General features: G+C 62.0%; 21 protein-coding genes. 12 read left to right on the top strand and 9 right to left on the bottom strand.

Annotated elements, in window-relative coordinates:
• The coding region (locus ACPYOP_RS30660) for a nucleoside deaminase (protein ID WP_481414001.1) at nucleotides 1-269 on the bottom strand (269 nt) is incomplete at its 3' end.
• Nucleotides 270-340: 71 nt separating this feature from the next.
• Between ACPYOP_RS30660 and ACPYOP_RS30665 the strand changes: the two genes are divergently transcribed.
• Genes ACPYOP_RS30665 through ACPYOP_RS30675 form a run of 3 tightly spaced genes read left to right on the top strand, consistent with a single transcriptional unit; the run spans nucleotide 341 to nucleotide 3730 of the window.
• Nucleotides 341-2272, top strand: a complete 1932-nt coding sequence (locus ACPYOP_RS30665) for a pseudouridine synthase (protein ID WP_481414002.1) — start codon at nucleotides 341-343, stop codon at nucleotides 2270-2272.
• 6 nt (nucleotides 2273-2278) lie between these two features.
• The gene (gene rsmD / locus ACPYOP_RS30670) at nucleotides 2279-2845 is read left to right on the top strand and encodes a 16S rRNA (guanine(966)-N(2))-methyltransferase RsmD (RefSeq protein ID WP_481414003.1); all 567 of its coding nucleotides are present in this window, start codon (nucleotides 2279-2281) and stop codon (nucleotides 2843-2845) included.
• 18 nt (nucleotides 2846-2863) lie between these two features.
• On the top strand, nucleotides 2864-3730 hold the full coding sequence (locus tag ACPYOP_RS30675) for a patatin-like phospholipase family protein (RefSeq protein WP_481414004.1): 867 nt from the start codon (nucleotides 2864-2866) through the stop codon (nucleotides 3728-3730).
• Between the two features lie 54 nt (nucleotides 3731-3784).
• On the opposite strand, the gene ACPYOP_RS30680 is transcribed toward ACPYOP_RS30675, so the two are convergent.
• Nucleotides 3785-5605, bottom strand: a complete 1821-nt coding sequence (locus ACPYOP_RS30680) for a monovalent cation:proton antiporter-2 (CPA2) family protein (protein WP_481414005.1) — start codon at nucleotides 5603-5605, stop codon at nucleotides 3785-3787.
• A 149-nt stretch (nucleotides 5606-5754) separates the two neighbouring features.
• On the opposite strand from ACPYOP_RS30680, the gene ACPYOP_RS30685 reads away from it, so the two are divergent.
• From ACPYOP_RS30685 to lpxK, 6 genes are all read left to right on the top strand, one after another.
• Entirely contained in the window at nucleotides 5755-7107 is a 1353-nt protein-coding gene (locus ACPYOP_RS30685) for a TldD/PmbA family protein (RefSeq protein ID WP_481414006.1), read from the top strand.
• Nucleotides 7108-7134: 27 nt separating this feature from the next.
• Complete coding sequence (locus ACPYOP_RS30690) at nucleotides 7135-7944, top strand: 3'(2'),5'-bisphosphate nucleotidase CysQ (protein ID WP_481414007.1); 810 nt, start codon at nucleotides 7135-7137, stop codon at nucleotides 7942-7944.
• Between the two features lie 61 nt (nucleotides 7945-8005).
• Nucleotides 8006-8251 (top strand): DUF4170 domain-containing protein, encoded by a 246-nt coding sequence (locus ACPYOP_RS30695; RefSeq protein ID WP_168813369.1) that lies wholly within the window; start codon nucleotides 8006-8008, stop codon nucleotides 8249-8251.
• A gap of 179 nt (nucleotides 8252-8430) precedes the next feature.
• Nucleotides 8431-9750 (top strand): lipid IV(A) 3-deoxy-D-manno-octulosonic acid transferase, encoded by a 1320-nt coding sequence (gene waaA / locus ACPYOP_RS30700; protein WP_481414008.1) that lies wholly within the window; start codon nucleotides 8431-8433, stop codon nucleotides 9748-9750.
• A gap of 12 nt (nucleotides 9751-9762) precedes the next feature.
• The gene (locus tag ACPYOP_RS30705) at nucleotides 9763-10494 is read left to right on the top strand and encodes an HAD family hydrolase (RefSeq protein WP_481414009.1); all 732 of its coding nucleotides are present in this window, start codon (nucleotides 9763-9765) and stop codon (nucleotides 10492-10494) included.
• Nucleotides 10495-10578: 84 nt separating this feature from the next.
• On the top strand, nucleotides 10579-11628 hold the full coding sequence (gene lpxK, locus ACPYOP_RS30710) for a tetraacyldisaccharide 4'-kinase (RefSeq protein ID WP_481414010.1): 1050 nt from the start codon (nucleotides 10579-10581) through the stop codon (nucleotides 11626-11628).
• Nucleotides 11629-11758: 130 nt separating this feature from the next.
• On the opposite strand, the gene ACPYOP_RS30715 is transcribed toward lpxK, so the two are convergent.
• Nucleotides 11759-11989: a DUF2093 domain-containing protein gene (locus tag ACPYOP_RS30715; protein WP_069612411.1), complete on the bottom strand. Its 231-nt coding sequence runs from the start codon at nucleotides 11987-11989 to the stop codon at nucleotides 11759-11761.
• 209 nt (nucleotides 11990-12198) lie between these two features.
• Nucleotides 12199-14031, bottom strand: a complete 1833-nt coding sequence (mutL, locus tag ACPYOP_RS30720) for a DNA mismatch repair endonuclease MutL (protein WP_481414011.1) — start codon at nucleotides 14029-14031, stop codon at nucleotides 12199-12201.
• 342 nt (nucleotides 14032-14373) lie between these two features.
• Between mutL and ACPYOP_RS30725 the strand changes: the two genes are divergently transcribed.
• Together ACPYOP_RS30725 and ACPYOP_RS30730 are read left to right on the top strand one after the other, a co-directional pair.
• The gene (locus ACPYOP_RS30725) at nucleotides 14374-16107 is read left to right on the top strand and encodes a response regulator (protein ID WP_481414012.1); all 1734 of its coding nucleotides are present in this window, start codon (nucleotides 14374-14376) and stop codon (nucleotides 16105-16107) included.
• A 125-nt stretch (nucleotides 16108-16232) separates the two neighbouring features.
• A complete protein-coding gene (locus ACPYOP_RS30730) occupies nucleotides 16233-17588 on the top strand; it encodes a putative bifunctional diguanylate cyclase/phosphodiesterase (RefSeq protein WP_481414013.1) in 1356 nt (451 codons plus the stop codon).
• Between the two features lie 115 nt (nucleotides 17589-17703).
• Here the strand turns inward: ACPYOP_RS30730 and ACPYOP_RS30735 are convergent, their stop codons facing one another.
• The 5 genes from ACPYOP_RS30735 to ACPYOP_RS30755 all read right to left on the bottom strand — a co-directional run bounded on the left by ACPYOP_RS30735 (nucleotide 17704) and on the right by ACPYOP_RS30755 (nucleotide 21939).
• A complete protein-coding gene (locus ACPYOP_RS30735) occupies nucleotides 17704-18333 on the bottom strand; it encodes a PRC-barrel domain-containing protein (RefSeq protein WP_481414014.1) in 630 nt (209 codons plus the stop codon).
• Between the two features lie 354 nt (nucleotides 18334-18687).
• Nucleotides 18688-19575: an SMP-30/gluconolactonase/LRE family protein gene (locus ACPYOP_RS30740; RefSeq protein ID WP_481414015.1), complete on the bottom strand. Its 888-nt coding sequence runs from the start codon at nucleotides 19573-19575 to the stop codon at nucleotides 18688-18690.
• A 2-nt stretch (nucleotides 19576-19577) separates the two neighbouring features.
• Nucleotides 19578-20213: a 2-dehydro-3-deoxy-6-phosphogalactonate aldolase gene (locus ACPYOP_RS30745; RefSeq protein WP_481414016.1), complete on the bottom strand. Its 636-nt coding sequence runs from the start codon at nucleotides 20211-20213 to the stop codon at nucleotides 19578-19580.
• The gene (locus ACPYOP_RS30750) at nucleotides 20213-21145 is read right to left on the bottom strand and encodes a 2-dehydro-3-deoxygalactonokinase (RefSeq protein WP_481414017.1); all 933 of its coding nucleotides are present in this window, start codon (nucleotides 21143-21145) and stop codon (nucleotides 20213-20215) included. The genes ACPYOP_RS30745 and ACPYOP_RS30750 overlap by 1 nt, the downstream gene beginning before the upstream one ends.
• A 23-nt stretch (nucleotides 21146-21168) precedes the next feature.
• Nucleotides 21169-21939, bottom strand: a complete 771-nt coding sequence (locus ACPYOP_RS30755; RefSeq protein ID WP_481414018.1) for an SDR family NAD(P)-dependent oxidoreductase — start codon at nucleotides 21937-21939, stop codon at nucleotides 21169-21171.
• 148 nt (nucleotides 21940-22087) lie between these two features.
• On the opposite strand from ACPYOP_RS30755, the gene ACPYOP_RS30760 reads away from it, so the two are divergent.
• Nucleotides 22088-22508: IclR family transcriptional regulator (locus tag ACPYOP_RS30760; RefSeq protein WP_481414019.1), on the top strand; the 421-nt coding region annotated here is incomplete at its 3' end.

The raw sequence follows: 22508 nt of genomic DNA on the forward strand, positions 1-22508 counted from the left end.
ATGGCTGCGGCGCACATGGTGCAGGGCTCCAGAGTGACGTAGAGATCGGCGCCTGCGAGACGCTCCTGGCCAAGCTCCTCGCAGGCCAGGCGGATGGCAGCGATTTCGGCGTGGGCGGTGACGTCATTGAGTTCGCGGGTGCGGTTGCCGGCTGTGGCGATGACCTTGCCGTCGAGAACGATAACGGCGCCGATCGGTACTTCGCCACGCTCTCCGGCACGGCGCGCTTCGGCCAAAGCAAGTTCCATGAATTGATTTGTAGCCGCCATTCAAGTTTTCCACTTAACCGCAAGGGCGTGACCTGATAGGAACACGCGTTAAAAATTCAGGCAAACAACAAATGACGATGAATGACAAGCCCAAGCGGCCTGGGCCGAAACCCTTTGCTCGCGACAAGCAGACGAAAACGGATGGCGCGAAGCCGGCAAAGGCCGCAGCCGTCAAGACGGCAGATGAAGCCGTGGCAGGAGATGGGAAGGCCGAGCGCATTTCCAAGGTGATGGCGCGCGCCGGCGTGGCGTCGCGCCGCGATATCGAGCGCATGATCATGGATGGCCGTGTCCGGCTGAACGGCGTGCCGCTGGATACGCCCGTGGTCAATGTGACGCTGGCCGACAAGATCGAGGTCGACGGCGTGCCGATCCGTGGCATCGAGCGCACGCGCCTGTGGCTCTATCACAAACCGGCCGGCCTCGTGACCACCAATGCCGATCCGGAAGGGCGCCCGACCGTTTTCGACAATCTGCCGGAAGAGCTGCCGCGCGTCCTGTCGATCGGCCGGCTCGACATCAACACCGAAGGTCTGTTGCTGCTGACCAATGACGGCGGCCTGGCCCGCGTTCTGGAGCTGCCCACGACCGGCTGGCTGCGCCGCTATCGCGTCCGCGCCCATGGCGAGATCGATCAGGAAGCGCTCGACAAGCTGAAGGAAGGCATTGCCGTCGACGGCGTGCTCTACGGCTCGATCGACGCGACGCTCGACCGCACGCAAGGCTCCAACGTCTGGATCACCATGGGTCTGCGCGAAGGCAAGAACCGCGAAATCAAGAACGTGCTGGGCGCGCTCGGCCTCGAGGTCAACCGCCTGATCCGCATCTCCTACGGCCCGTTCCAGCTCGGCGAGCTGCCGGAAGGCCATGTACTTGAGGTGCGCGGCCGCACGCTGCGCGATCAGCTGGGTCCGCGCCTGGTCGATGAGGCCAAGGCGAATTTCGATGCCCCGCTCTATAACGCGCCGGCCGTTGCCGATGTCGAAGAAGCGGATGCCAAGCCGGCTCGCCCGGCCAAGGAAGAGCGCCCACGTCGCGAGCGTCCCGAGGATAAGCGCGAGCGCGCTTTGAGCCGTTTGGATACCAAACGTGATGCCAAGCGTGACGATCGCCGTGAAGGCGGCCACAAGGACGACGACCGTGCGAAGCGCCAGCCGCTCGGCCCGCGCCGTAGCGCCAATGTCTGGATGGCACCCGGCGCCCGCCCGCTCGGCGAAAAGGCTGCCGCGAAAGCCGCCAAGAACGCAAAGACCGCCACCCGTCGTGGCGAGCCCGAACGTCCGCAGCGCAGCGGCTTCGATCGTCCTGATGAAGGCCCGCGCGTTCGCATCAATCGCGTCGATGAGGGTGATGGCGAATGGATCCGTTCGAGCGAGGAAGCTCCGCGCAAAGCGCGTGGCGATGATGAAGGCTTTGATCGCAAGCGCTCCGAACGTCCCCGTGGCGATCGCCCCCAGGGTGATCGTCCACCGCGCGACCGCCCATTCGGCGATCGTCCTCCGCGCGGGGACCGGCCCTTTGGCGATAAGCCCCGCGGTGATCGTCCGTATGGTGACAAGCCTCGCGGCGAGCGGACGTTCAGCGATCGTCCCCGTGGCTCGCGGCCGGAGGGCGGTGAGCGTCCTCGTGGTGAACGCCCTTACGGCGATCGTCCCCGTGATGACCGCCGGCCCCGTGCCGAGGGCGAAGAGCGTCCGCGCGGCAGGTCTTTCGGCGGCGAGCAGCGGTCGGAACGTCCCCGCGGCGATCGCCCCCAGGGTGGTCGTCCGTTTGGTGATCGCCCGCAAGGCGAGCGCTCTTTCGGTGATCGGCCGGCCGGCAAGCCCTTTGGCAAGAAGCCTGGCGGCGGCAAATCCTTTGGTGGCAAGCCGGGCGGGAAGCCCGGTGGTTCGCGCGGCTTTGGAGGCAAGCCGGGTGGCGCAGGTCGCCCGTCCGGCGGTCCACGCGGCGGCTCCGGTCGCGGTGGTCCCGGCAGGGGCGGCCCCAAGGGCGGCAGGGGCTGACGCGCGGTGAGGGTCGTCGGTGGTGAGTTTCGCGGTCGCTCGCTTGCAACGCCGAAGTCGAACGACATTCGTCCGACGGCGGATCGCACGCGCGAAAGCCTGTTCAACATCCTGAGCCACGCCTATCCGGAAGCCATCGACGGCACCCGGATGATGGACGTGTTCGCCGGCACCGGCGCCGTCGGGCTGGAAGCCGCCTCGCGCGGCTGCCGCCACGTGCTCTTCGTCGAAAGCAGTGTCGAGGGCAGGGGCCTTCTCTGGGAAAATATCGACGCGCTCGGCCTGCATGGCCGCACGCGCATGCTGCGGCGTGACGCGACGGATCTCGGCAGCGTCGGCAATCTCGAGCCTTTCGACTTTCTTTTCGCCGATCCGCCCTATGGCAAGGGATTGGGTGAGAAAGCCTTTGCCGCCGCCGCGGGCGGCGGCTGGCTCGTGCCGGGCGCGCTCGCGATCCTGGAGGAGCGGGCCGACGTCACCGTTGCCGCGCCGTCCGATTTTCTGTTTCTGGAGGAACGGACCTTCGGTGACAGCAAGATGCATTTCTTCCGTTATCAGCCGCGGACGGCTTAACGGAGGAAGGAGAAGGATATGGGCGATTATGCTGATTTCGTCGGCAGCGATTACCCGGTTGCCGCCTCCGGGATGCCGAGCGTTGCGGTCGCCTTCGGCTGCGGCGGCGCGCGCGGGCTCGCCCATATCCACATCATCGAGGCGCTGGACGAACTCGGCATCCGCCCCGTCGCGATAGCGGGCTCTTCCATCGGCTCCATCATGGGCGCGGCCATCGCGGCCGGCATGAGCGGCGCGGAAATCCGCGACCATACGCTCGCAACGGTCGGCAATCGTCCCGTTGTGCTCAACAAGATCTGGAGCTTGCGGCCGGTCAACATGCGCAGCATCCGGTTCGGTCAGTTCAATCTCGAACGCATCCTGCGCACATTCCTGCCGACCACATTTCCCGAGAATTTTTCGGAATTGCATATACCTCTGAAGGTGGTGACGACGGATTACTACGATCAGGCTGAAATCGTGATCGAAAAGGGCGAACTCTTTCCCGTACTTGCCGCCTCCGCCGCCATTCCCGCCGTCTTCATGCCGGTGAGGCTCGGGGAGCGGGTAATGATCGACGGCGGCATCATGAACCCGGTTCCCTACGAGCATCTCGCCGGACTTGCCGACATCATCATCGGCATCGATGTCGTCGGCGGACCGGAAGGTGGCGGCAGGCATATTCCGAACCGCATCGAAAGCCTGTTCGGCGCCGGCCAGCTCACCATGCAATCCAACATCGCGCTGAAGCTGCGGCTGCAGGCGCCGCAAATCTTCCTGCGCCCGGCCGTCGGCCGCACGGGCGTCCTCGATTTCCTGAAGGCGCGCGAGATCCTCGCCATGTCGGCCAGTGTCAAGGACGAGCTGAAATTCGCCCTCGACAGCGTGATGACGGCGAAGAATTAGAGCATCTCACGGGAATTGAGCGGCATTACTTTCCCTGGCTGGACAAACGGCAGCCTAAACCCGTTCCGGCTCTTCCTGCGGCAACGCGACGAGATCGTCGGCGTCGCTGTAGGTTTCGGCGGCACGTTTCGGCTTGACCAACGGCTCAGGCTTGACCGGGCGGGAATAGAGCATGTCGGTGCCTGCCTGCAGTCCTTCGCTCACCTGCAGCACCAGCCGTTGTTCGTCACGCTTGCGAATATCCTCACCGATTTCATAGGCTTCGGTCTCGCTGACCCCCAGCGCTTCCAAGGTGCGGCGGCCGAAGAGCAGGCCGGATTCCAGCGTCTCGCGCAGCTCGTAATCCACGCCCTTGTGGCGCAGCTCGATCGAATGAACGCGGTCATAGGAGCGGACGAAGATACGCGCATGCGGATAATCCGTCTGCACGAGCTCGACGATCTTGTCGGTCACCTCCCGCGAATGCGTGCTGACGACGACGATCTTGGCCCGATCGATGCCGGCTGAGCGCAGCACGTCCTTGCGGGTGCCATCGCCGAAGTAGATGCGGAAACCGAAGCTCGATGCCTGGCGGATGCGGTCGGCGGAGAAATCGATGACGGTGACGTCGCGGCCGCTGGCAAGCAGGATCTGCGCGGCGATCTGGCCGAAACGCGAAAAGCCGATCATCAGCACGTCGGAGCCCGCACCTTCGAAATCCTCGTCCAGCTCCTCCTGCGTGTCGCCCTTCATCAGCCGCTTCGCAAACGCGGAACTCAGCGGCGTCAGCGCCATCGACAGCGTGACGATGGCGATCAGCATCGAGGCCGTATTGGCCGAGAAGAGACCGCCGCTGGCGCTGGCGGCGCTGAAGAGCACGAAACCGAATTCACCGCCTTGCGGCAGCAGGCCGGCGATGCGGACGGCATCATTGTGTGGCGAGCCCGTGACGCGGCAGAGCGCATAGATCACGACCGCCTTGATGATCATCATGACCGGCACGGCGAGCAGGATCAGCACCCAATTGTCGACGATCACCTCGAGTTTCAGCGACAGGCCGACGGCAATGAAGAAAATGGCGAGCAGCACGCCGCGGAAAGGCTCGATATCCGCTTCCAGCTCGTGACGATAGGAGGATTCGGCAAGCATCACGCCGGAGAGAAAGGCGCCCATTGCCATCGAGAGGCCGGCAAGCTGCATCAGCGTCGCCGATCCCATGACGACGAGGAGGGCGGCGGCAATCATCGCTTCGCGCGCACCGGTGCGTGCGATCACCTGGAAGAGCGGCGTCAGCAGGTAGCGGCCGGCGATAACCATCGCCGCCACAGCGCCAATGGCGATCGCAAGATCGGGAAGCGGATTGCTGGTTTCCTTCGGCCCGTCGAGAACGGTGATCAGCGCCAGCAGCGGCACGATGGCGAGATCCTGCAGCAGCAGCATCGAGAAGGAACGCTGCCCGTATTTCGTATTGACGTCACCCTGCTGTTCCAGGATCTGCATGGCAAAGGCGGTCGAGGAGAGTGCCAGGCCAAAGCCGATGATGATGCTACCCTTCCATCCGGCAATGCCGCCGAAATAGGCGGCGAGCATCAGGGCGAGGCCGCTCAAAATTACCTGCGCCGAGCCGAGGCCGAAAATATCGCGCCGCATCTGCCAGAGGCGCGAGGGCTTCAATTCGAGGCCGATGATGAACAACAGAAAGACGACACCCAGCTCCGCCACGGCGAGCACGGCTTCACTGTCGCCGATGCCGTGCAGGACAGGGCCGATCACGACACCCGCCGCCAGATAGCCAAGCACCGTTCCCAGTCCGAGTTTTTTGAAGATCGGCGCCGTAACGACGGCGCCTCCGAGCAGCATCAGGGTTTCGGTGAAGAGGCTATTGGTGGCGGACATCGTCTGTTTCTTTCCATGGGCAGGCGGTATTGCGGCGCATGATCATGATAAACAACCATGCGTGAAGGGATTAGAACAAGAATCGGCTTTGCCGCCCTTGATGCTTCATGTAGTGCACAATAAATGGAACGCGAAGGAAAGGCCAAGTCATGACCTCTGAAATCGATTCCGCCACTCTGCTTTCCCGCGCCAGCCAGTTGATCGATCTCGCCCGGAAGGCCGGCGCGGATGCGGCCGATGCCGTCGTGGTCCGGTCGCGAGCCCATTCCGTCAGCGTGCGCCTCGGCAAGGTCGAGGGCACGGAGTCCTCCGAAAGCGACGATTTTTCGCTGAGGGTCTTCGTCGGCAATCGCGTGGCGAGCGTTTCAGCCAATCCTGGCTTCGATCTCAACGCTCTTGCCGAGCGCGCGGTCGCCATGGCCAAGGTTTCACCCGAAGATCCCTTCGCCTGCCTTGCCGATGAGGCGGATCTCGCCAGGAACTATCCCGATCTCGAACTGTTCGACCCGACCGAGGTTTCCACCGAGAAGCTGCGCGAAGCAGCCCTTGCGACCGAAGCTGCGGCACTCGCCATTTCCGGCGTCACCAATTCTTCCGGGGGCGGCGCCTCGGCCGGCATGGGCGGCCTCGTGCTCGTCACGTCGCACGGTTTTGCTGGACATTATATGGGCTCGCGTTTCGGGCGTTCCGTCAGCGTCATTGCCGGCGAAGGCACCGGCATGGAGCGCGACTATGATTTCGATAGCCGTCTCTATTTCGCCGAGCTGGATGCGGCCGAGGAGATCGGCCGTCGCGCCGGCGAACGCGTCGTCAAGCGCCTCAATCCGCGCCAGGTTCCGACAGACAAGAACGTCACCGTCGTTTTCGATCCGCGCGTCGCGCGCGGCTTCGTCGGCCACATTGCCGGCGCGATCAACGGCGCTTCCGTCGCCCGCAAAACGAGCTTCCTGCGCGACAAGATGGGCCAGCAGGTGCTGAAGGCCGGCCTCTCGATCACGGACGATCCGCTGATCGTGCGCGGGCCTTCCTCGCGTCCCTTCGACGGCGAGGGCGTCTCCGGCAAGCGGCTCGTCATGATCGAGGATGGCGTGCTGCAGTCCTGGTTCCTCTCCACGGCGACGGCGCGGGAAATCGGCGGCGGCCTGAAGACCAACGGGCGCGGCGTGCGCGGCGGCACGGCGGTCTCGCCGGCGTCCACCAACCTGGCGCTGGAGCCGGGCGATATTTCGCCGGAGGAATTGATCCGCAGCGTCGGAACAGGCTTCTACGTCACCGAGCTGATCGGCCAGGGGGTCAACATGATCACCGGCGAATACAGCCGGGGCGCGACCGGCTGCTGGATCGAGAATGGCGAATTGACCTTCCCGGTTTCAGAGGTGACGATCGCCTCCAACCTGAAGGACATGTTCATGCGCGTGACGCCGGCGAACGATATCGATCGCGATTTCGGTGTCGCCGCTCCGACGCTTGCGATCGAAGGCATGACGCTGGCTGGCCGCTGAGAAACGAGCGGAGATTGGAATTAGTGAATGATCGATAGCCATAAGGCCGGCCGTTTGAGCGATGTGGACCTGATCGTGGGTGCGGCGCTCGAGGCGGGCAAGATCGCTCTCGGTTTCTTCCGGCAATCGCCGGAGGTCTGGTGGAAGAACAACGGCCAGTCCCCAGTCAGCGCCGCCGATTTTGCCGCCAATGAAAGCCTTGCCGCCACCCTGCGATCGGCGCGACCTGACTACGGCTGGCTTTCCGAGGAAACGGATGACGATGCCGCGCGGCTGTCGCACGCGACCGTTTTCGTCGTCGATCCGATCGACGGTACGCGCGGCTTTCTCTCGGGGTTGGAGTTATGGTGCGTCAGCGTCGCCGTTGTCACTGACGGGCGGCCCGTGGCGGGGGTTCTTTACGCGCCGGCGCTGGACGAGCTGTTCGTGGCGACGGCCGATGGGCAGGCTTTGAAGAACGGCGAGCCGATCAGTGTTTCCAGCAGGGTCGGCGAGGCCATCCATCGCCTGGCGACCGGCGAGGATATGCTGACGGGGTTCGATCCGGACTTCCGCAAGACGGTCGAGCGGGTCAAACACGTTCCCTCGCTCGCCTATCGTCTCGCCATGGTGGCGGACGGGCGCCTCGAAGGAACCATCGTCAAGCGCAACTCGCATGACTGGGATCTGGCGGCCGCCGATCTCATTCTCGAGCGAGCCGGCGGTGCCCTCGTGGATCTCGCGGGCAACGTCCTGCGCTACAATCGCGCCGAGGTATCGCATGACGAACTTTGCGGGGCATCGACCGCGCAATTACCGGAGTTTCTTCGTCAACTATCGCACCGACGAGACGGTTGACCTTTCCGTCAAAATCCCTCAGATGAAGAGCGGAGGGGGACGACAGTAGAAAGAGACGAAAATGACCAATACCAGCGGCAAAAAGCAGCTTCTGCACCTCGTCTTCGGCGGCGAATTGGAAAACCTCGAAGAAGTTCAATTCCGCAATCTCAACGAGCTCGATATCGTCGGCATGTATCCCGACTATGCGAGTGCGCTGACGGCATGGAAATCCAAGGCGCAGCAGACTGTCGACAACGCCCATATGCGTTATTTCATCGTCCATCTGCATCGCTTGCTTGATCCGCAGGAAAAAGCGGCGTCCTGAGGTCGCCTCATACCAAAATTGCATTTGATATCTCCATCCGGTGAGGCGTTCTCGCTTTAAATCCGGCCATGAAGCAGTATCCTTGACACAATAAGAACGAAAATTCGGCTGCTTATTCGGCCGTCTGACAATCGGGATTTGGCATAGATGATGATCAGCTGGGATAGGAGGCGATCGAAATGAGTAGCCTCAGGGCGCGTCTTGCCTTGAGCGCCTATCGTTTTGGCGGGATCGCCATCTATCCGTTCATCGGGCCTTATCTCGCCGTTCGCGCGGCGAAGGGCAAGGAGGAGAGTTCCCGCAAACTGGAGCGTTCCGGCTATGCGAGCGCCAATCGTCCGCAAGGGCCGCTGATCTGGTTTCATGCGGCAAGCGTCGGCGAGACATCGGCCGTCATCCCGCTGATCCGTGAAATCCGCCGTCGCAACATTCATGTCATTCTGACGACGGGCACGATCACCTCGGCCAAGGTCGCGCATCAGCGCCTTGGCGAAGAGGTCATCCATCAATATGTTCCTCTCGATCTCAAGCCGGCCATCAAGCGCTTCCTTGACTACTGGCAGCCCGATTGCGCCATTTTCGCCGAATCCGAGATCTGGCCGACGACCATTACCGAGCTCGGCCGCAGGCGCATTCCGCAGATCCTCGTCAATGCCCGCATGTCGGATCGCTCCTTTGCCCGCTGGAGCCGCCATCCCACGCTTGCCGAGGCGCTGTTTGAAAACCTCGCCTTGGTCGTGGCCCAATCGGACCTCGACGCCGAGCGCTTCCGTGATCTCGGTGCCGTGCAGGTGATCAGGTCGGGCAATCTCAAGGTGGATACGGACGCGCCGTCCTACGATGCGCCGACGCTTGCCGGCTATATGAAGCAGGTCGGCGACCGCAAGACCTGGGCTGCGGTCTCCACTTTCGATGGCGAGGAAAATGCCGCGGCATCCGTCCATAAGATGCTGAAGGAACACAACGGCCAGCTCACCATCATCGTGCCGCGTCATCCCGAGCGCTGCGACGCGATCGAGGCCATGCTCGTGGAACAGGGCCTGAAGGTGGCACGCCGCACCCGCAACGATATTCTCTCGCCTGAAGTCGACATCTTCCTCGGCGATACGATCGGCGAGATGGGGCTTTATTTGCGGATGACCGAAGTCGCCTTCATGGGCAAATCGCTATTCAACGAAGGCGGCCAGAATCCGCTTGAACCGGCCATGCTCGGCTGCGCGATCCTGACCGGCGGGCACGTTCAGAATTTCCGCGATTCCTATCAGTTGCTCGCCCGCCGCGGTAGCGCCCGCATGGTGCGCGACACCGAGATGCTGGCGCGTGGCGTGCATTATTTGCTGACTAACGACACGGCACGCCGCAGCATGATCGATGCCGGCTTCGCAGCTGTGCATGAAATGCGCGGTGCGCTGGCGGCGACAGTGAAGGGGCTGGAACCCTATATCAATCCGCTTTCGGTAAAGGCGCGGCTGATGCCGAAGACGATGGCGAACGGTTAAGAAGGCAAGGGCATGGCAGCGGTCAAGACGGGAGCGATTGCGGGCATTCTTTTCGACAAGGACGGCACGCTGCTCGACTATGATCAGAGCTGGCTGCCGGTCAATCGCGAGCTCGCCAGGATCGCCGCTGAGGACGATCCGATCCTTGCCGATCACCTTCTCTCCGCCTGCGGCATGGACCCGATTTCCGGCCATATCGTGCCCGACAGCCTGCTGGCCGCCGGCAATACCAGGCAAATTTCCGAAGGGCTGGTGGCCGCCGGCTCAAAAATGGATGTCGCCGCGCTGGTGGAAAAGCTCGACGCGCTCTTCGCGCACGCGGCCGACTTTTCCTCGCCGGTCACCGATCTCGCCGCCTTCTTCCAGCGCCTGCATGAGCGCGGCTACAAGCTCGGTGTTGCCTCCAGCGACAACGAGCGCTCCATCCGCCAGACGGCGCGCCGCTTCGGCTTTATCGACTATCTCGATTACATCGCCGGCTACGACAGCGGTTTCGGCACCAAGCCGGAGCCGGGCATGGTGCTCGGCTTCTATGCGGCGACCGGTCTTTCGCCGGCGCAGGTCGCCGTCGTCGGTGACAACAATCATGATCTCCACATGGGCCGCAATGCCGGCGTCGGCCTGACCGTCGGTGTGCTGACGGGCACGGGTTCGCGCGAGACGCTGACGGCCGCATCCGACTATTGCCTCAACGACATCACCGAGCTGGAAAGCCTGCTCATGCCTGTGGCACAATCGGCTTGATCCTGGCAATGGCTTGCTTTTTCACGCAATCTGGCTTTTCTTGCCGCCTTGCTGAAGGTGCAAGAATAGGGCTGGATTAGACGCATGGTATCGGAAGCCCCACCTTTCTGGTGGCGAAAGCCGGATTGGCGTGCCTGGGGGCTCTCACCCTTTTCCTTCCTGTACGGCCGTATCGCCGGGCACCGCATGGTGCATGGCAAACGCGCCTCCGTGCCAATACCGGTCATCTGTGTCGGCAATTTCACCGTCGGGGGTGCCGGCAAGACGCCGACGGCGCTTGCGCTCGCCCAGGCCGCGAAGGAGAAGGGGCTCATACCCGGTTTCCTGAGCCGAGGCTATGGCGGTTCGCTCGACGTGACGACGGTCGTCGATCCCTCTCATCACCATGCCACGGCCGTCGGCGACGAGCCGCTGCTGCTTGCGCGCGAGGGGCTGACCGTGATCGCCCGTCGTCGGGCCGATGGCGCGGAGAGGCTCGTGCGCGAGGGCGCCGACCTCATCATCATGGATGACGGATTCCAGAGCGCGCAGCTCGCCATCGACTACGCTCTTGTGGTGATCGATGCGGGCAGAGGCATCGGCAACGGCCATCTCGTTCCTGGCGGTCCGGTGCGCGCCCCGCTGCGCACCCAGCTTCTCTATGCGTCCGCTCTCTTGAAGGTCGGTGAGGGCAACGCCGCCGATCGTGTCGTTCGGCTTGCGGCAAGGGCCGCAAAGCCCTTCTTCGCCGCGAGCGTCAGAGTGCGGGGGCAGGAGGATTTGCGAGGGCGCAGGGTGCTTGCCTTCGCAGGCATTGCCGATCCGGCCAAGTTTTTCCGCACGGTCGAGACGCTGGGGGCTGAAATCGCCGTTAGGCGCAGCTTTGGGGATCACGAACATCCCGGCGAAGATGACGTCTCCGACATGCTCGACATCGCCTCGCGCGAAGGGCTGCAGATCGTCACTACGTCGAAGGACTATGTGCGTCTGATCGGCCATCATGGCCGCGCCGACGAATTGCTGCAGCGCTGCCGGGTGATCGAGATCGACATGGTCTTTGCCGATCCGCGGGCGCCGGAGCTGATCATCGACAGGGCGATTGCGGCCGCGCGCGAGCGGCGCTTGCGGGAAAAGCGTGGCAGCAAGGCCGGCTGAAATAGCGCCGTTATCTAGAGCATTTCCGCTTTTCCTCGAGTCGCGAAAACGCTCTATCTCTTTGTTTTCGCAGCAATTCCGGACGGAAAACCGCTGCGTACTTTTCCTGGAATTGCTCTGGCGCGGGAAATCAGCGCTTTTGGTTCGGCAGTGCCCCGGCGCGCTTTTCTGCCTCGAGCGAGGTGATGACGTCGGCATAGGGTTCCTGCCGGGCAACGCTCCAGTATCGCAGCTCGTCGAGCGCGATATGCTTGCCGGTCATGGCGCAGACGACGTAGGAGCCGGGCATCAGGATCTGGAAATCGCCATCGAGATAGCGAACCTTCGCCTCGCGGTTTCCATGTCCTTCGAAAAGATTCATCTGACGCCGTCCTTGATCTCTGTCATCTGTTTGCCATACCGCACTACAGCGCCGCGCGTCAAATACGACGCGCAAAAGCCGCTGCAGCACCTTAAAGCTGCTGCATAATTTTGTCCTTAAATCGATTTCGGCTTAAGGACAAAATTATGCAGCAGGCGCGACTTTTCCAGAGCATTTCCCGGAAAAGTTCCTTTCGAAAGCGGCTGGCGTCAGCTGCGCCCGAAGAGCCGCTCGATATCAGAGAGCTTCAGCTCTATATAGGTCGGCCGGCCGTGATTGCATTGTCCGGAGCCGGGGGTGGCCTCCATTTGCCGCAAAAGCGCATTCATTTCCTCCGGTCGCAAGCGCCGGCCCGAGCGCACCGAGCCGTGGCAGGCCATGGTCGCAGCGACATATTCCAGCTTGGCGGCAAGTCCGGAGGCGGTATCCCATTCGGCGATCTCGTCGGCCAATTGCCGGATCAGACCCTGCGCATCGACCTCGCCGAGCATGGCCGGCGTTTCCCGCACGGCGATGGCACCGGGGCCGAAGCGCTCGATGGCAAGCCCAAGCCCGCCAAGTTCCTCGGCGAATGCCATCAGCCGGTCGCAATCCTCTTCCGGCAGGTCGACGATTTCGGGAATGAGCAACACCTGCGATGACAGGCGTTTCGAATGCAATGCCTTGCGCATGGCCTCGAACACCAGCCGCTCGTGCGCGGCATGCTGATCGACGATGACAAGCCCGTTCTCCGTCTGGGCGACGATATAGTTCTCGTGCAGCTGCGCGCGAGCAGCTCCCAGCGGAAAACGCGCCGGCTCCTCCGCCCGCATCGGTTCCACTGGCGGCACCACGTCGGCGCGCGCGGTGGGCATGACAAGCCCCTCGAAGGCGGCCTGCGGTCTCTCGGAAAATCCGTAGCCGGCGGTAGCCGCGGCTCTTTCATAGGGACGGGACGGCGACGTTTCGGCCGTCCAGGGAGTCGGAGCCGGTGAGGGTCGCCAACCAGGCTGGAAGCCGAAACGACCGGCGGTAAACGCGCGCAGCATGCCATCCGCGCCGGTCGTGGCGGCACGGTCGCCTTCACGCGCCAGGGCTTCGCGCACGGCGCCGACGATCAGGCCACGCACGAGGCCGGGATCGCGGAAGCGTACATCGGATTTCGCTGGATGTACGTTGACGTCGACCAGCGCGGGATCGAGCGTCAGCGAAAGCACGGCGATGGGATAGCGCCCGGCGGGGATGGTTTCGGCATAGGCACCGCGGATCGCCGACAGGATCAGCTTATCCTGCACCGGCCGGCCGTTGACGAAGGCATATTGATGGGCGGAGTTGCCGCGATTGAAGGTCGGCACGCCGGCAAAGCCGGTGAGGCTCACATCCTCGCGCATGGCATCGAGCGCGATGGCATTGTCCCTGAAATCGGCTCCGAGGATCTGCGCCATGCGGGCGAGATGATCGTCACCGGTTGCGGGGAGTTCCAGCGTCGAACGGTCGCTGCCCGACAGCACGAAACGCACGCGCGGAAAGGCGATTGCCATGCGCTTGACGATTTCGGTGATCGCAGCCGCTTCCGCCTTCTCGGTCTTCAGGAATTTCAGGCGCGCGGGCGTCGCGAAGAACAGGTCGCGCACCTCGACGATCGTGCCGGTATTGGCGGCTGCGGGGCGCAGATGCAGAACCTTGCCGCCGGCAACGGCGATCTCGGCACCGCCGGCCGCACCCGCCCTGCGGCTGGCAATCGAGAGCTTCGCCACCGAGCCGATGGAAGGCAGGGCCTCGCCGCGGAAGCCGAGGGTACGGATATCCTCCAGCGTCTCGGAGATCTTCGAAGTGCAATGGCGCCGGACCGCGAGCTCAAGATCGGCCTCCGCCATGCCGGAGCCGTTATCGGTCACCCTCAGCAGCGCCTTGCCGCCGCCGGCAGTCGCGATCTCGATCCGCATCGCGCCGGCATCCAGCGCGTTTTCGATCAGCTCCTTGGCAGCGCTTGCCGGGCGTTCGATCACTTCGCCGGCAGCGATCTGGTTGATCAGTGTTTCGGAGAGTTGCTTGATGGCCATGGTCTCATTGTCGTGGATTCGCGGCGGCGTGGAAAGAGGAAAGGCGATTGGCTCACCTTCTTTCACCGTTTCCGTCTCCGGGGCTTTGTTGAGAAATTTAATCAATGTTTAAGGGAATGATGACAGGTTGTGGGAGAGAAGCTTGAAATGACTACAGGTGGCGCGCGTCGTACATGCCGACGGCTCTTGACGGCAGGTTGGTGGCCGTCAACTTTCATGAGCCAGGTGCCATCTGCTTCAAGTGCACAGGCCAGCATGCAACTTTTCAAACATCCCTTTATCGAGCGAACCCCCCGTCGGTTTGCCTTGCTGTAAAACTGGTTGAGTGTAGGAATCGGATGAATGACTGCCGAGATTGACAAGGCAGCCCTGGCAATGGCGACTGCGGATGCGTCCTTCGGCGGCAGTCTGCAGGCGATGTTCTTCGATGCTTTTTGTGACGGTCTTTCCAGCGCGTTCTTCGCCTATGACAAGAACGATCTGTTGCTGTTCGCCAGCCGCCAGGTTCTGAATTTCTTCCCGATCCAACCTGAATACCTGCAGCCGTCGACGCGGTTGCGCGACTTCCTCGGCGCCGTCTTCGACACGGGCATGCGGCCTCAGGCAAATCAGGCCAGGACGGCCGCCAACCGTGACAGCTGGATATCGCAGCGCATCGCCTCGCACTGGCGCGAACGCTTCGAGACGACGGAGCATTTCACCGACGACCGCTGGGTGCGCATCAGCAAGCGGCGGCTATCCTCCGGCATCGGCTTCTGCATCATCTCCGACGTCTCCGAAGTAAAGAAGCGCGAGGAGCAGTGGCGCGTCGACATGGAGCGCGTGCAGCTGACCGAGGATATTCTCGACAACCTGCCGTTCCCGGTATTCGTCAAGGACCAGAATCTCATCTATGTCGCGGTCAATAGGGCGTTCTGCGAAAAATACCAAACAGCGGCCGATGAGGTGCGGGGCCGCAAGAGCATCGATCTCTTTTCCACGGACCTTGCCAATCGTTTCCACGAGAGCGACCGGCATGTGATCGAGACCGGCGAGATGTCGATCTCGCGGCAGCGCCAGATTGCCCGCGACGGCATCGAGCGCGATATCGTGACGCGCAAGCAGCGTATCGGCAAATCCGGCCGCTATTTCCTGGTCTGCACCATGCAGGACCTGCCCAAGGACGGTGGCGATTTCGATGAATTCGCGCTCGCCTCGCATATCCGGGAAAACAGCGACCGCTCCTATCGGCGCGCCTATGTTCCCATGGCCGCGTTACAGACCATTTCGCGCCGCCCTGCCGCCATGGAGACCTTCGTCCCGGAAAATTTCAGCGGCCGCAAGGTTCTTGTCGTTACGCCTGATTTTGCAGCAGAAACGGCCGCGCTGAAGATGCTCGAGAAATACGGTTTCGAGGCCTGCGTCGTTCATAATGAGAATGAAGAGGCGGCGTTTCTGGATGTGGCAAGCGCGCACGGCGTCAAGATCGATCTTGTCATCGTCGACAACCAACTCGGCAAGCGCGGCATCGAGTTGGCCGAACGGCAGAACCTTACCGCCCTGTCGCTGGATGGCTCGCAGCTTGCCACGGAACTTGCCTTCCTGATCGCCCGCCATTTCAACCGCAATATTCGCGGCGAGCCTGGGAATGTAACGGAAGCGGGGCTCCTGCCGGAATGGCGCCGCACGGCCGGCGACGATCGCCGCGCACAGATCCTCGTCGCCGAAGATAACGACATCAATCAGATCGTCTTCTCGCAGATCCTGGAGGGTCTGGGATACAGCTACGTGATCGCCGCAAGCGGCGATGAGGCCGTGCGGCTGTGGCAGGAGCATTGCCCGGAGCTGATCCTGATGGATATTTCGCTGCCGGGCCTGAACGGCTTTGAAGCCGCAAGGCTGATCCGCAATGCGGAAAACGGCACCGGCTCCCATACGCCGATCGTCGGCGTGCTGACGCAGGCTTTCGAGCGCGATCGCAAGGAGTGTGGGAATGCCGGCATGGATGATGTCATCCTGAAACCGGTCAGTCCCGATATCATCGAGACGGTGTTCCAGAAGTATATGCGCAGCCTCCATAAAGCGCAAAATAGATAGATGTTACAAAGAGATCGCCGGTGACGGCAACTTATCGCCGGCATTGAATCACCGTCGTCCCGCTATCCTTTGTTAAGACTTCGCCGTCATGCTTTTGCAGGGTGGAGAAAACGTCGGGACCGCATATGAAATCGGCTGAAATGCTGGCAGGGCCAGTCAGTCAAGAGCCACAGGCAATCGCTTATACCGATCCGCTCACCGGATTGGGCAATCGACATCGCATGCGCGAACGCACGCGCTCGATTTCGCTTGAACGCGCCAGCGATCCGGCACCCTTCACCATCGGCATCGTCAATCTGGATGCCTTCAAGCCGATCAACGACCTGTTTGGCGTCGAAGCCGGTGACGAGATTCTCTGCCAGGTCGCGCATCGCCTCAAGGCTTGCATCCCCGACGGAGCCATGGTGACGCGCCATGACGGGGACGAATTCGCCTTTGTTCTTCCCTTGGTCTTCGAGCGTGTCGGCGCCGAGAAGTTCGGGCAGATGATCCGCGAGGTGCTTTCCGCGCCCTATGATCTCGGCGATCGGAATGTCAGGCTTTCCGCCTCTTTCGGCTTCGCCATCCATCCTTTCGCCGGCGAGGAATTCGACGACCTCCTGAAGAATGCCGAAACCGCGCTTTACCGCTCCAAGCGTCGCGGCCGGGGACAGATCACCGTCTATTCCAGGGAAATCGCTCAGGAAATGAAGCGCGCGACGCAGCTTGAGCAGGCGCTGCGCAATGCCATCATTTCGGATGCCATCGACGTGCATTTCCAGCCGATCGTTTCGCTCGCCAACAATATGGTTGTCGGCTTCGAGGCACTTGCCCGCTGGAACGATCGGGATCTTGGTTTCGTCTCCCCGGCTGTCTTCGTGCCGCTCGCCGAAGAGCGCGGCTTCATCGACGCCCTATCCGAAACGCTTCTGCGAAAGGCGGCGGAGGCAGCACTTTCATGGCCGCGCGAGCTTTTCCTGTCCTTCAATTTGTCTTCGGCGCAATTGATGGATCCCGGCACCAGCAGCAGCATCCTCGCCATCCTTGCGCGTGTCGGCCTCGATCCGCATCGCCTCGAGCTCGAAATCACCGAAACCGCGGTCATGAGCTCGGCTGACACGGCGCATCGCATCATAGCCGATCTCCGCGCCGCGGGTGTGCGCATCTCGCTGGATGACTTCGGCACCGGTCAATCCAGTCTCGGGCGTCTGCGCGAATTCATCTTCGACAAGGTCAAGATAGATCGCGCCTTCGTCTCACGCATGAATTCGGATCGGGTCTCCGAACACATCATCAAGGCGGTGCTGGCCATGTGCGAGGGGCTCGAACTGCGTGTGGTGGCGGAAGGCATCGAGGAATATGCCGAAGCGGCGAAACTGAAGGCGCTGGGCTGCGCCATGGGCCAGGGCTATTATTTCGGCAAGCCGGCAGATAGCGTCGCGACGCTTCGTTATTTGCAAACGAGTTATTTGGAGCTCAGCAACGAACGCGAGATCGCCTGAAGCGCGATCGCTGTCTTTCAAATTCGTGCCGGCCTGCACAACGAAAAACCAAAAAAGCAGCGGCCGGGGAGGGCCGCCGCTTCTGTATTTCGCCTGACCATTATTTATCTGACCATTATTTGTTGGTCGACGAAGTCGTGGTGTTGTCCGTTGCCGGCATTGTCGACGTACCCGCCGAGCTTGCCGCCTTTTCGGAAGCCTGCATTGCCAGCGTCTTGAATTCCGGCGCGGCCTTCAGCGAGTCGGCCGTTTCGGTCGTCGTGAGCTTGACGGTGCCGTCCTGCGGATTCTGCGTGGCATTGATCTTGTCGAACGGTACGGCGACGCTCTTCTGGCCGATGCCAAGGAAGCCGCCGACGCCGACGACTGCGGCGACAACACCGCCCTGCTTCTGCAGGATCAGGTCGTTGATGCTACCGATGCTTTCATTCTGACCATTATAGACCGACTGGCCCATATAGGTCTTGGCACTGATCTGGTCAGCCGACTGTGTGGTGATGTAGCCGGCAGCCTGTTCGGTGCCTGGCGTCGCAGCGGGTGCCTGAGCCTTGGTCTGCGGCATCGAGCTATCCGGCTTTGCGGCGTCCGGCGTTGCAGGGGCGGTTTGCGTCACCGGCGCCTTGCCGGTATTGCCAGCGCCCCCATTCGAGGGTTGCTGCGCCTGAGCGTACGCCATCGGCGACAGCACCGAGGCCGTGGCGAAGATTGCGCCTGCAGCGACGGAAGTGAAGAGTTTCCCAGTCATCGTGAACCTACCTTTCATTCTGATGGGCATGCCTTATCGAATGCGCATGCTTACCAGCGCGAGTGGAACCTCCATGTACCGACATTCATCGTGTCGGTTATAAAGGCAAATGGTTCACTGAGGTTTTGGTTCCGTCAAAAGTTGCAGAAGTCGATGACTGCAAGTTGAAAATGAAGGGAACATAACATGAAAACAATAGGTTATCGTTTTAAAAAACAACCTGGGAGACTGGCTGAACTGAAGAAGGGATCGATACGGATTTAAGGTTTCTCGCAAGCCGGCGAATGCTGATACAGCATTGATTGTCAAGGCAAAGCCCTCTTCGGACACGGAGCGCCCGAAGAGGGCCTTCAATCAAAGCTTGTATTTTGGATCAAAAACGCCCTTCACGGTCAGGCCGAGTTCCAGGAGCGCGCCGGCCTGAGGTTGCATGGAACGGGCTTCGTCGTCCAACCCTTCCCAGGCGGTCGTCACTGCCAGCCTGTCCGCATTCTTGCCGATAAAGGCCGGGCAGGAGGGCTGCATGGCGGGCACGCGGTAACGCTCGATGCGCAGGCCGTCCGGGCTGTACTTGTCGACGAAACCGGAGCCCCAGCGAGCATTCCAGATATAGCCATCGGCATCGCAGACCGAGCCGTCGAGCCCGCCCGGATCTTCCATGCTGTCGACCATGACAATCGGCTCGCCCGTCGGAAGCCCCGTCTCGGGGTCGATGAGAACGCGCATGAGCTGGCTGACGCGCGTGTCGGTGAAATAGCCGATCGTGCCGTCGGGCGAGAAGCATATGGAGTTCGGAATGCTGATCTGATCGAAGATCTTGGTGACCTTGCCGCCGGCGACATGATAGATGGCGCCCGCCTGCATCTCGGCGCGCTTGCCCATGGTGCCGATCCAGAGCGATCCAGAAATATGCGTGCGCCCGTCATTGGAGCGGTTCTCCGGCTTGTCGGCCTCGATCGCCGCATAGAAGCTCAGCTCGCCGGTCGCGATGTCGCGAAGGAAGAGGCCTTGTTCCGTAGCGATCATCTGCCGTTCCGCATCGACGCGGGCCAGCACGCTTGCCATCATCGGCAGCTCGTGAACCTGTTTCTTGCCGGTCGGCAGGTGCAATTCGTGCAGTTCCTTGCCGAGGATATTGAACCACCAGACGGTGTCCGTGTCGGGATCGTAGGTCGGGCCTTCACCCAGGACGGAGGACGTATTGCACAGAATATTGCCCTGAAAATCATGAATATCGGTCATAGTCAGGCTCCTATGGCTGCATCATAGGCATAGATGGTGGCCTTGGCACGTTCGGCAACCTCTGCCGCCGTCATTCCCGGCTTGTAAAGGCTGGTGCCGAGACCGAAAGCCAGAATGCCCGCCTTGGTGTAATCGGCAAAATTCTTGTCCGATACGCCGCCGACCGCGGCGATGACGAGCTCCGGCGGCAGGACCGCGCGGATGGCCGTGATACCGGAGGCGCCAAGCACACCGGCGGGGAAGAATTTAAGGCCAGTGGCGCCGGCGCGGGCGGCGGAAAGCGCCTCCGTCGCGGTGAAGACGCCGGGCATCGTCACCATGCCCTTATCGCGGGCGCGGCTGATGACCGAAGGCTCGACATTCGGCGTGACGAGCAGCTTGCCGCCGGCGCCATCCAATCGGTCGACATCCTCGACCGTGAGCACCGTGCCTGCGCCGATCAGGCAATCGGCGGGCGCCATCTTGGCGGCGATTTCGATGGAGCGGAAAGGCTCTGGCGAATTCAGCGGGATTTCGATCGCGCTGAAGCCGGTCTCGATCAGCGCGCCGACGATATCAGCCGTTTCCTCCGGCTTGATGCCGCGAAGAATGGCAATGAGCGGACGCTTCATGGGCGGGAAGGGGATGCGGGTCGTCATCAGCTTTTGCTTTCTTTTTTGAACCAGATCGCTTCGGCCGCGGCGGAAAGCCCGCGACGGACGGCGGCGTCGGCGTCGATGGTCTTGTAGGTAAGAGATAGGGCGCGGAACGCATCCTCATAGAGAGCCTGCAGGCGGCCGGAAGCGACGAGCGTAATGGTCGCGTTCTGCCCGGCGGAAGCCAGGGCGCCGGCAATCTCCGTCCCGATCAGGGTTCCGGATATCAGCGCCTGCGCACCGGCAGCCGTCAGTCCGTGCAAAAGTTGGCCGGAGCGCGCGGTAAACAACAGGTTGGTCGCAAGGGCAGGTTTGTCGAATGCTGCCCTGAGGGACGTCTCGAATGCCTTCGTATCGGCAGGCTGATCTGCCGCGCCGGCAACGGCATGCGACAGGATACTGTGCTTGGTAATGACGTCGAAGAGCTCGCCGGTCATGAAGGTGGAGAAACCCGTCACCTGGCCGTCAAGCACGCGCACCCATTTCGAATGCGTTCCCGGCATGCAGACGAGCTGTTCGCCCTCGGCATCGGCGGCGATCGCGCCGAGCAGCTGCGTTTCCTCACCTCGCATGACGTCAGGCACCTGCCGGCTGCGCTGCGCAAGGCCCGGCAGAATGCGGATGTCGCGGGATTGCCCGGGCACGGAAACGGCACCGGTGAGGATCGCGGCAAGTGATGCCGGCGTGTCGATATATCCGGCCTCAACCCAGCCCTGGCGTGCTCCGGCCATGCCGCAGACGAGGACGGGAATGGTGTCCGGCGCGGATACTGCGTCCAGATGGGCCTGGAGGACCTTGGCAAAGCCGATCTGGGCGGCCGCGGTCATGCCTTCGCCGCTCCGGCGCTCTGCCAGAATGCTTCCGTCCTCGCCGATCAGCCACAGACGGAAACTGCTCGTACCCCAGTCCACCGCGATATATGCGGGCTTGGTCATGAGAAATGCTCCAAAGTCTTTCGTTAGAAGATGCCGCCATCGACGGTGATGGCTTGTCCGGTCATGGCGCCCGAGCAGTCCGATGCCAGGAAAAGTACCGGTCCCACCAGATCTTCGGCGCTCAGCACGCGCTTAAGGCACTGCCGCTCGATCGTCTTCGCCATGCCTTCTTCGGTCAGCCAGAGGTCGAGCTGCCGCTTGGTCACGACCATTCCTGGCAGGACGGCGTTGACCCGAATGTTCTCGGGGCCGAAGCGCCCGGCAAAGCTCTTGGTCAGCCCGAGAATGCCGGACTTTGCCGCCGCATAGGACGACAGCAGCGGCGGGCTGGTCTTGAAGACGATCGAGGAAAAATTGATGATTGCACCGCCGCCTGCGGCCCGCATGCCGGGGACCGCCGCCTGCGAGACGAAGAAGACCTGTTTGAGGTTGATCGCCTGGTTGTTGTCCCAATATTCCTCGGTCGTCGTGTCGATATCGTGCCGGTCGTCCCAGGCTGCGTTGTTGACGAGCACGCGGATTGGGCCGAGATCGGATTCGACCGCCGCGATCGTGCTTTTGATGGCGCCGACATCGCGCAGGTCGGCATGATAAAAGACGACGGGATGGGCGAATTCCGCCGAAAGCCCGGCCGCCAGCGCCTTGCTCGGCTCCTCCGCAACGTCGATGAAGGCGACCTTCGCACCCTGTCTGGCGAAACCCTCTACGAGAGCCGCGCCGATGCCGGAGCCGCCGCCGGTGACGAGTACGGTTCGATCTTTCAGGTCGGGAAATTGCGCATGCGCCTCAGCCAAGATCTCTCCTCCGGGATAGGTTGTTGAGTTCCATTATATGGAACATTATTTGACTATATGGAATTATCGGATTACCCTCCCATCGTGTCAAGGATAACGCTGCAGTGCCAGCGATAAATGAAGGGGCATGGACCTGAATCCGGAAGGCATGAAAGCGAACGGCCGTCGCGATCGGGAAACCGGAACGCTTGGGAAGCTCGTCGCGCTGCTCGATCTTGTTGCGCTTGCCGATAACCCCATGCGCTTTACGGATATTCTTTCGCTGTCCGATCAGCCGCGCGGCACGCTGCATCGCCAATTGTCGCATCTCGTCGAGGAAGGATTTCTGGAAGTCGATCGTGACGGTCGCTATCTCATCGGCCTCAGGCTTTTGACGCTTGCCTCGCGCAGCTGGGCGCGCAACGAATTTCGCGCCGTTGCCGAGCCGCATTTGCAACGCCTGCACGATGTCACCTGCGAAACCGTGCATCTCGGCGTCCTGCACGGCGCGGAGGTCATCTATCTCGACAAGGTCGAGGGACGGCAGTCCGTTCGCATGTATTCGCAGATCGGCAATGCCTCGCCGGCCT

The organism is Rhizobium sp. KNZ2-6A, assembly GCF_056755475.1.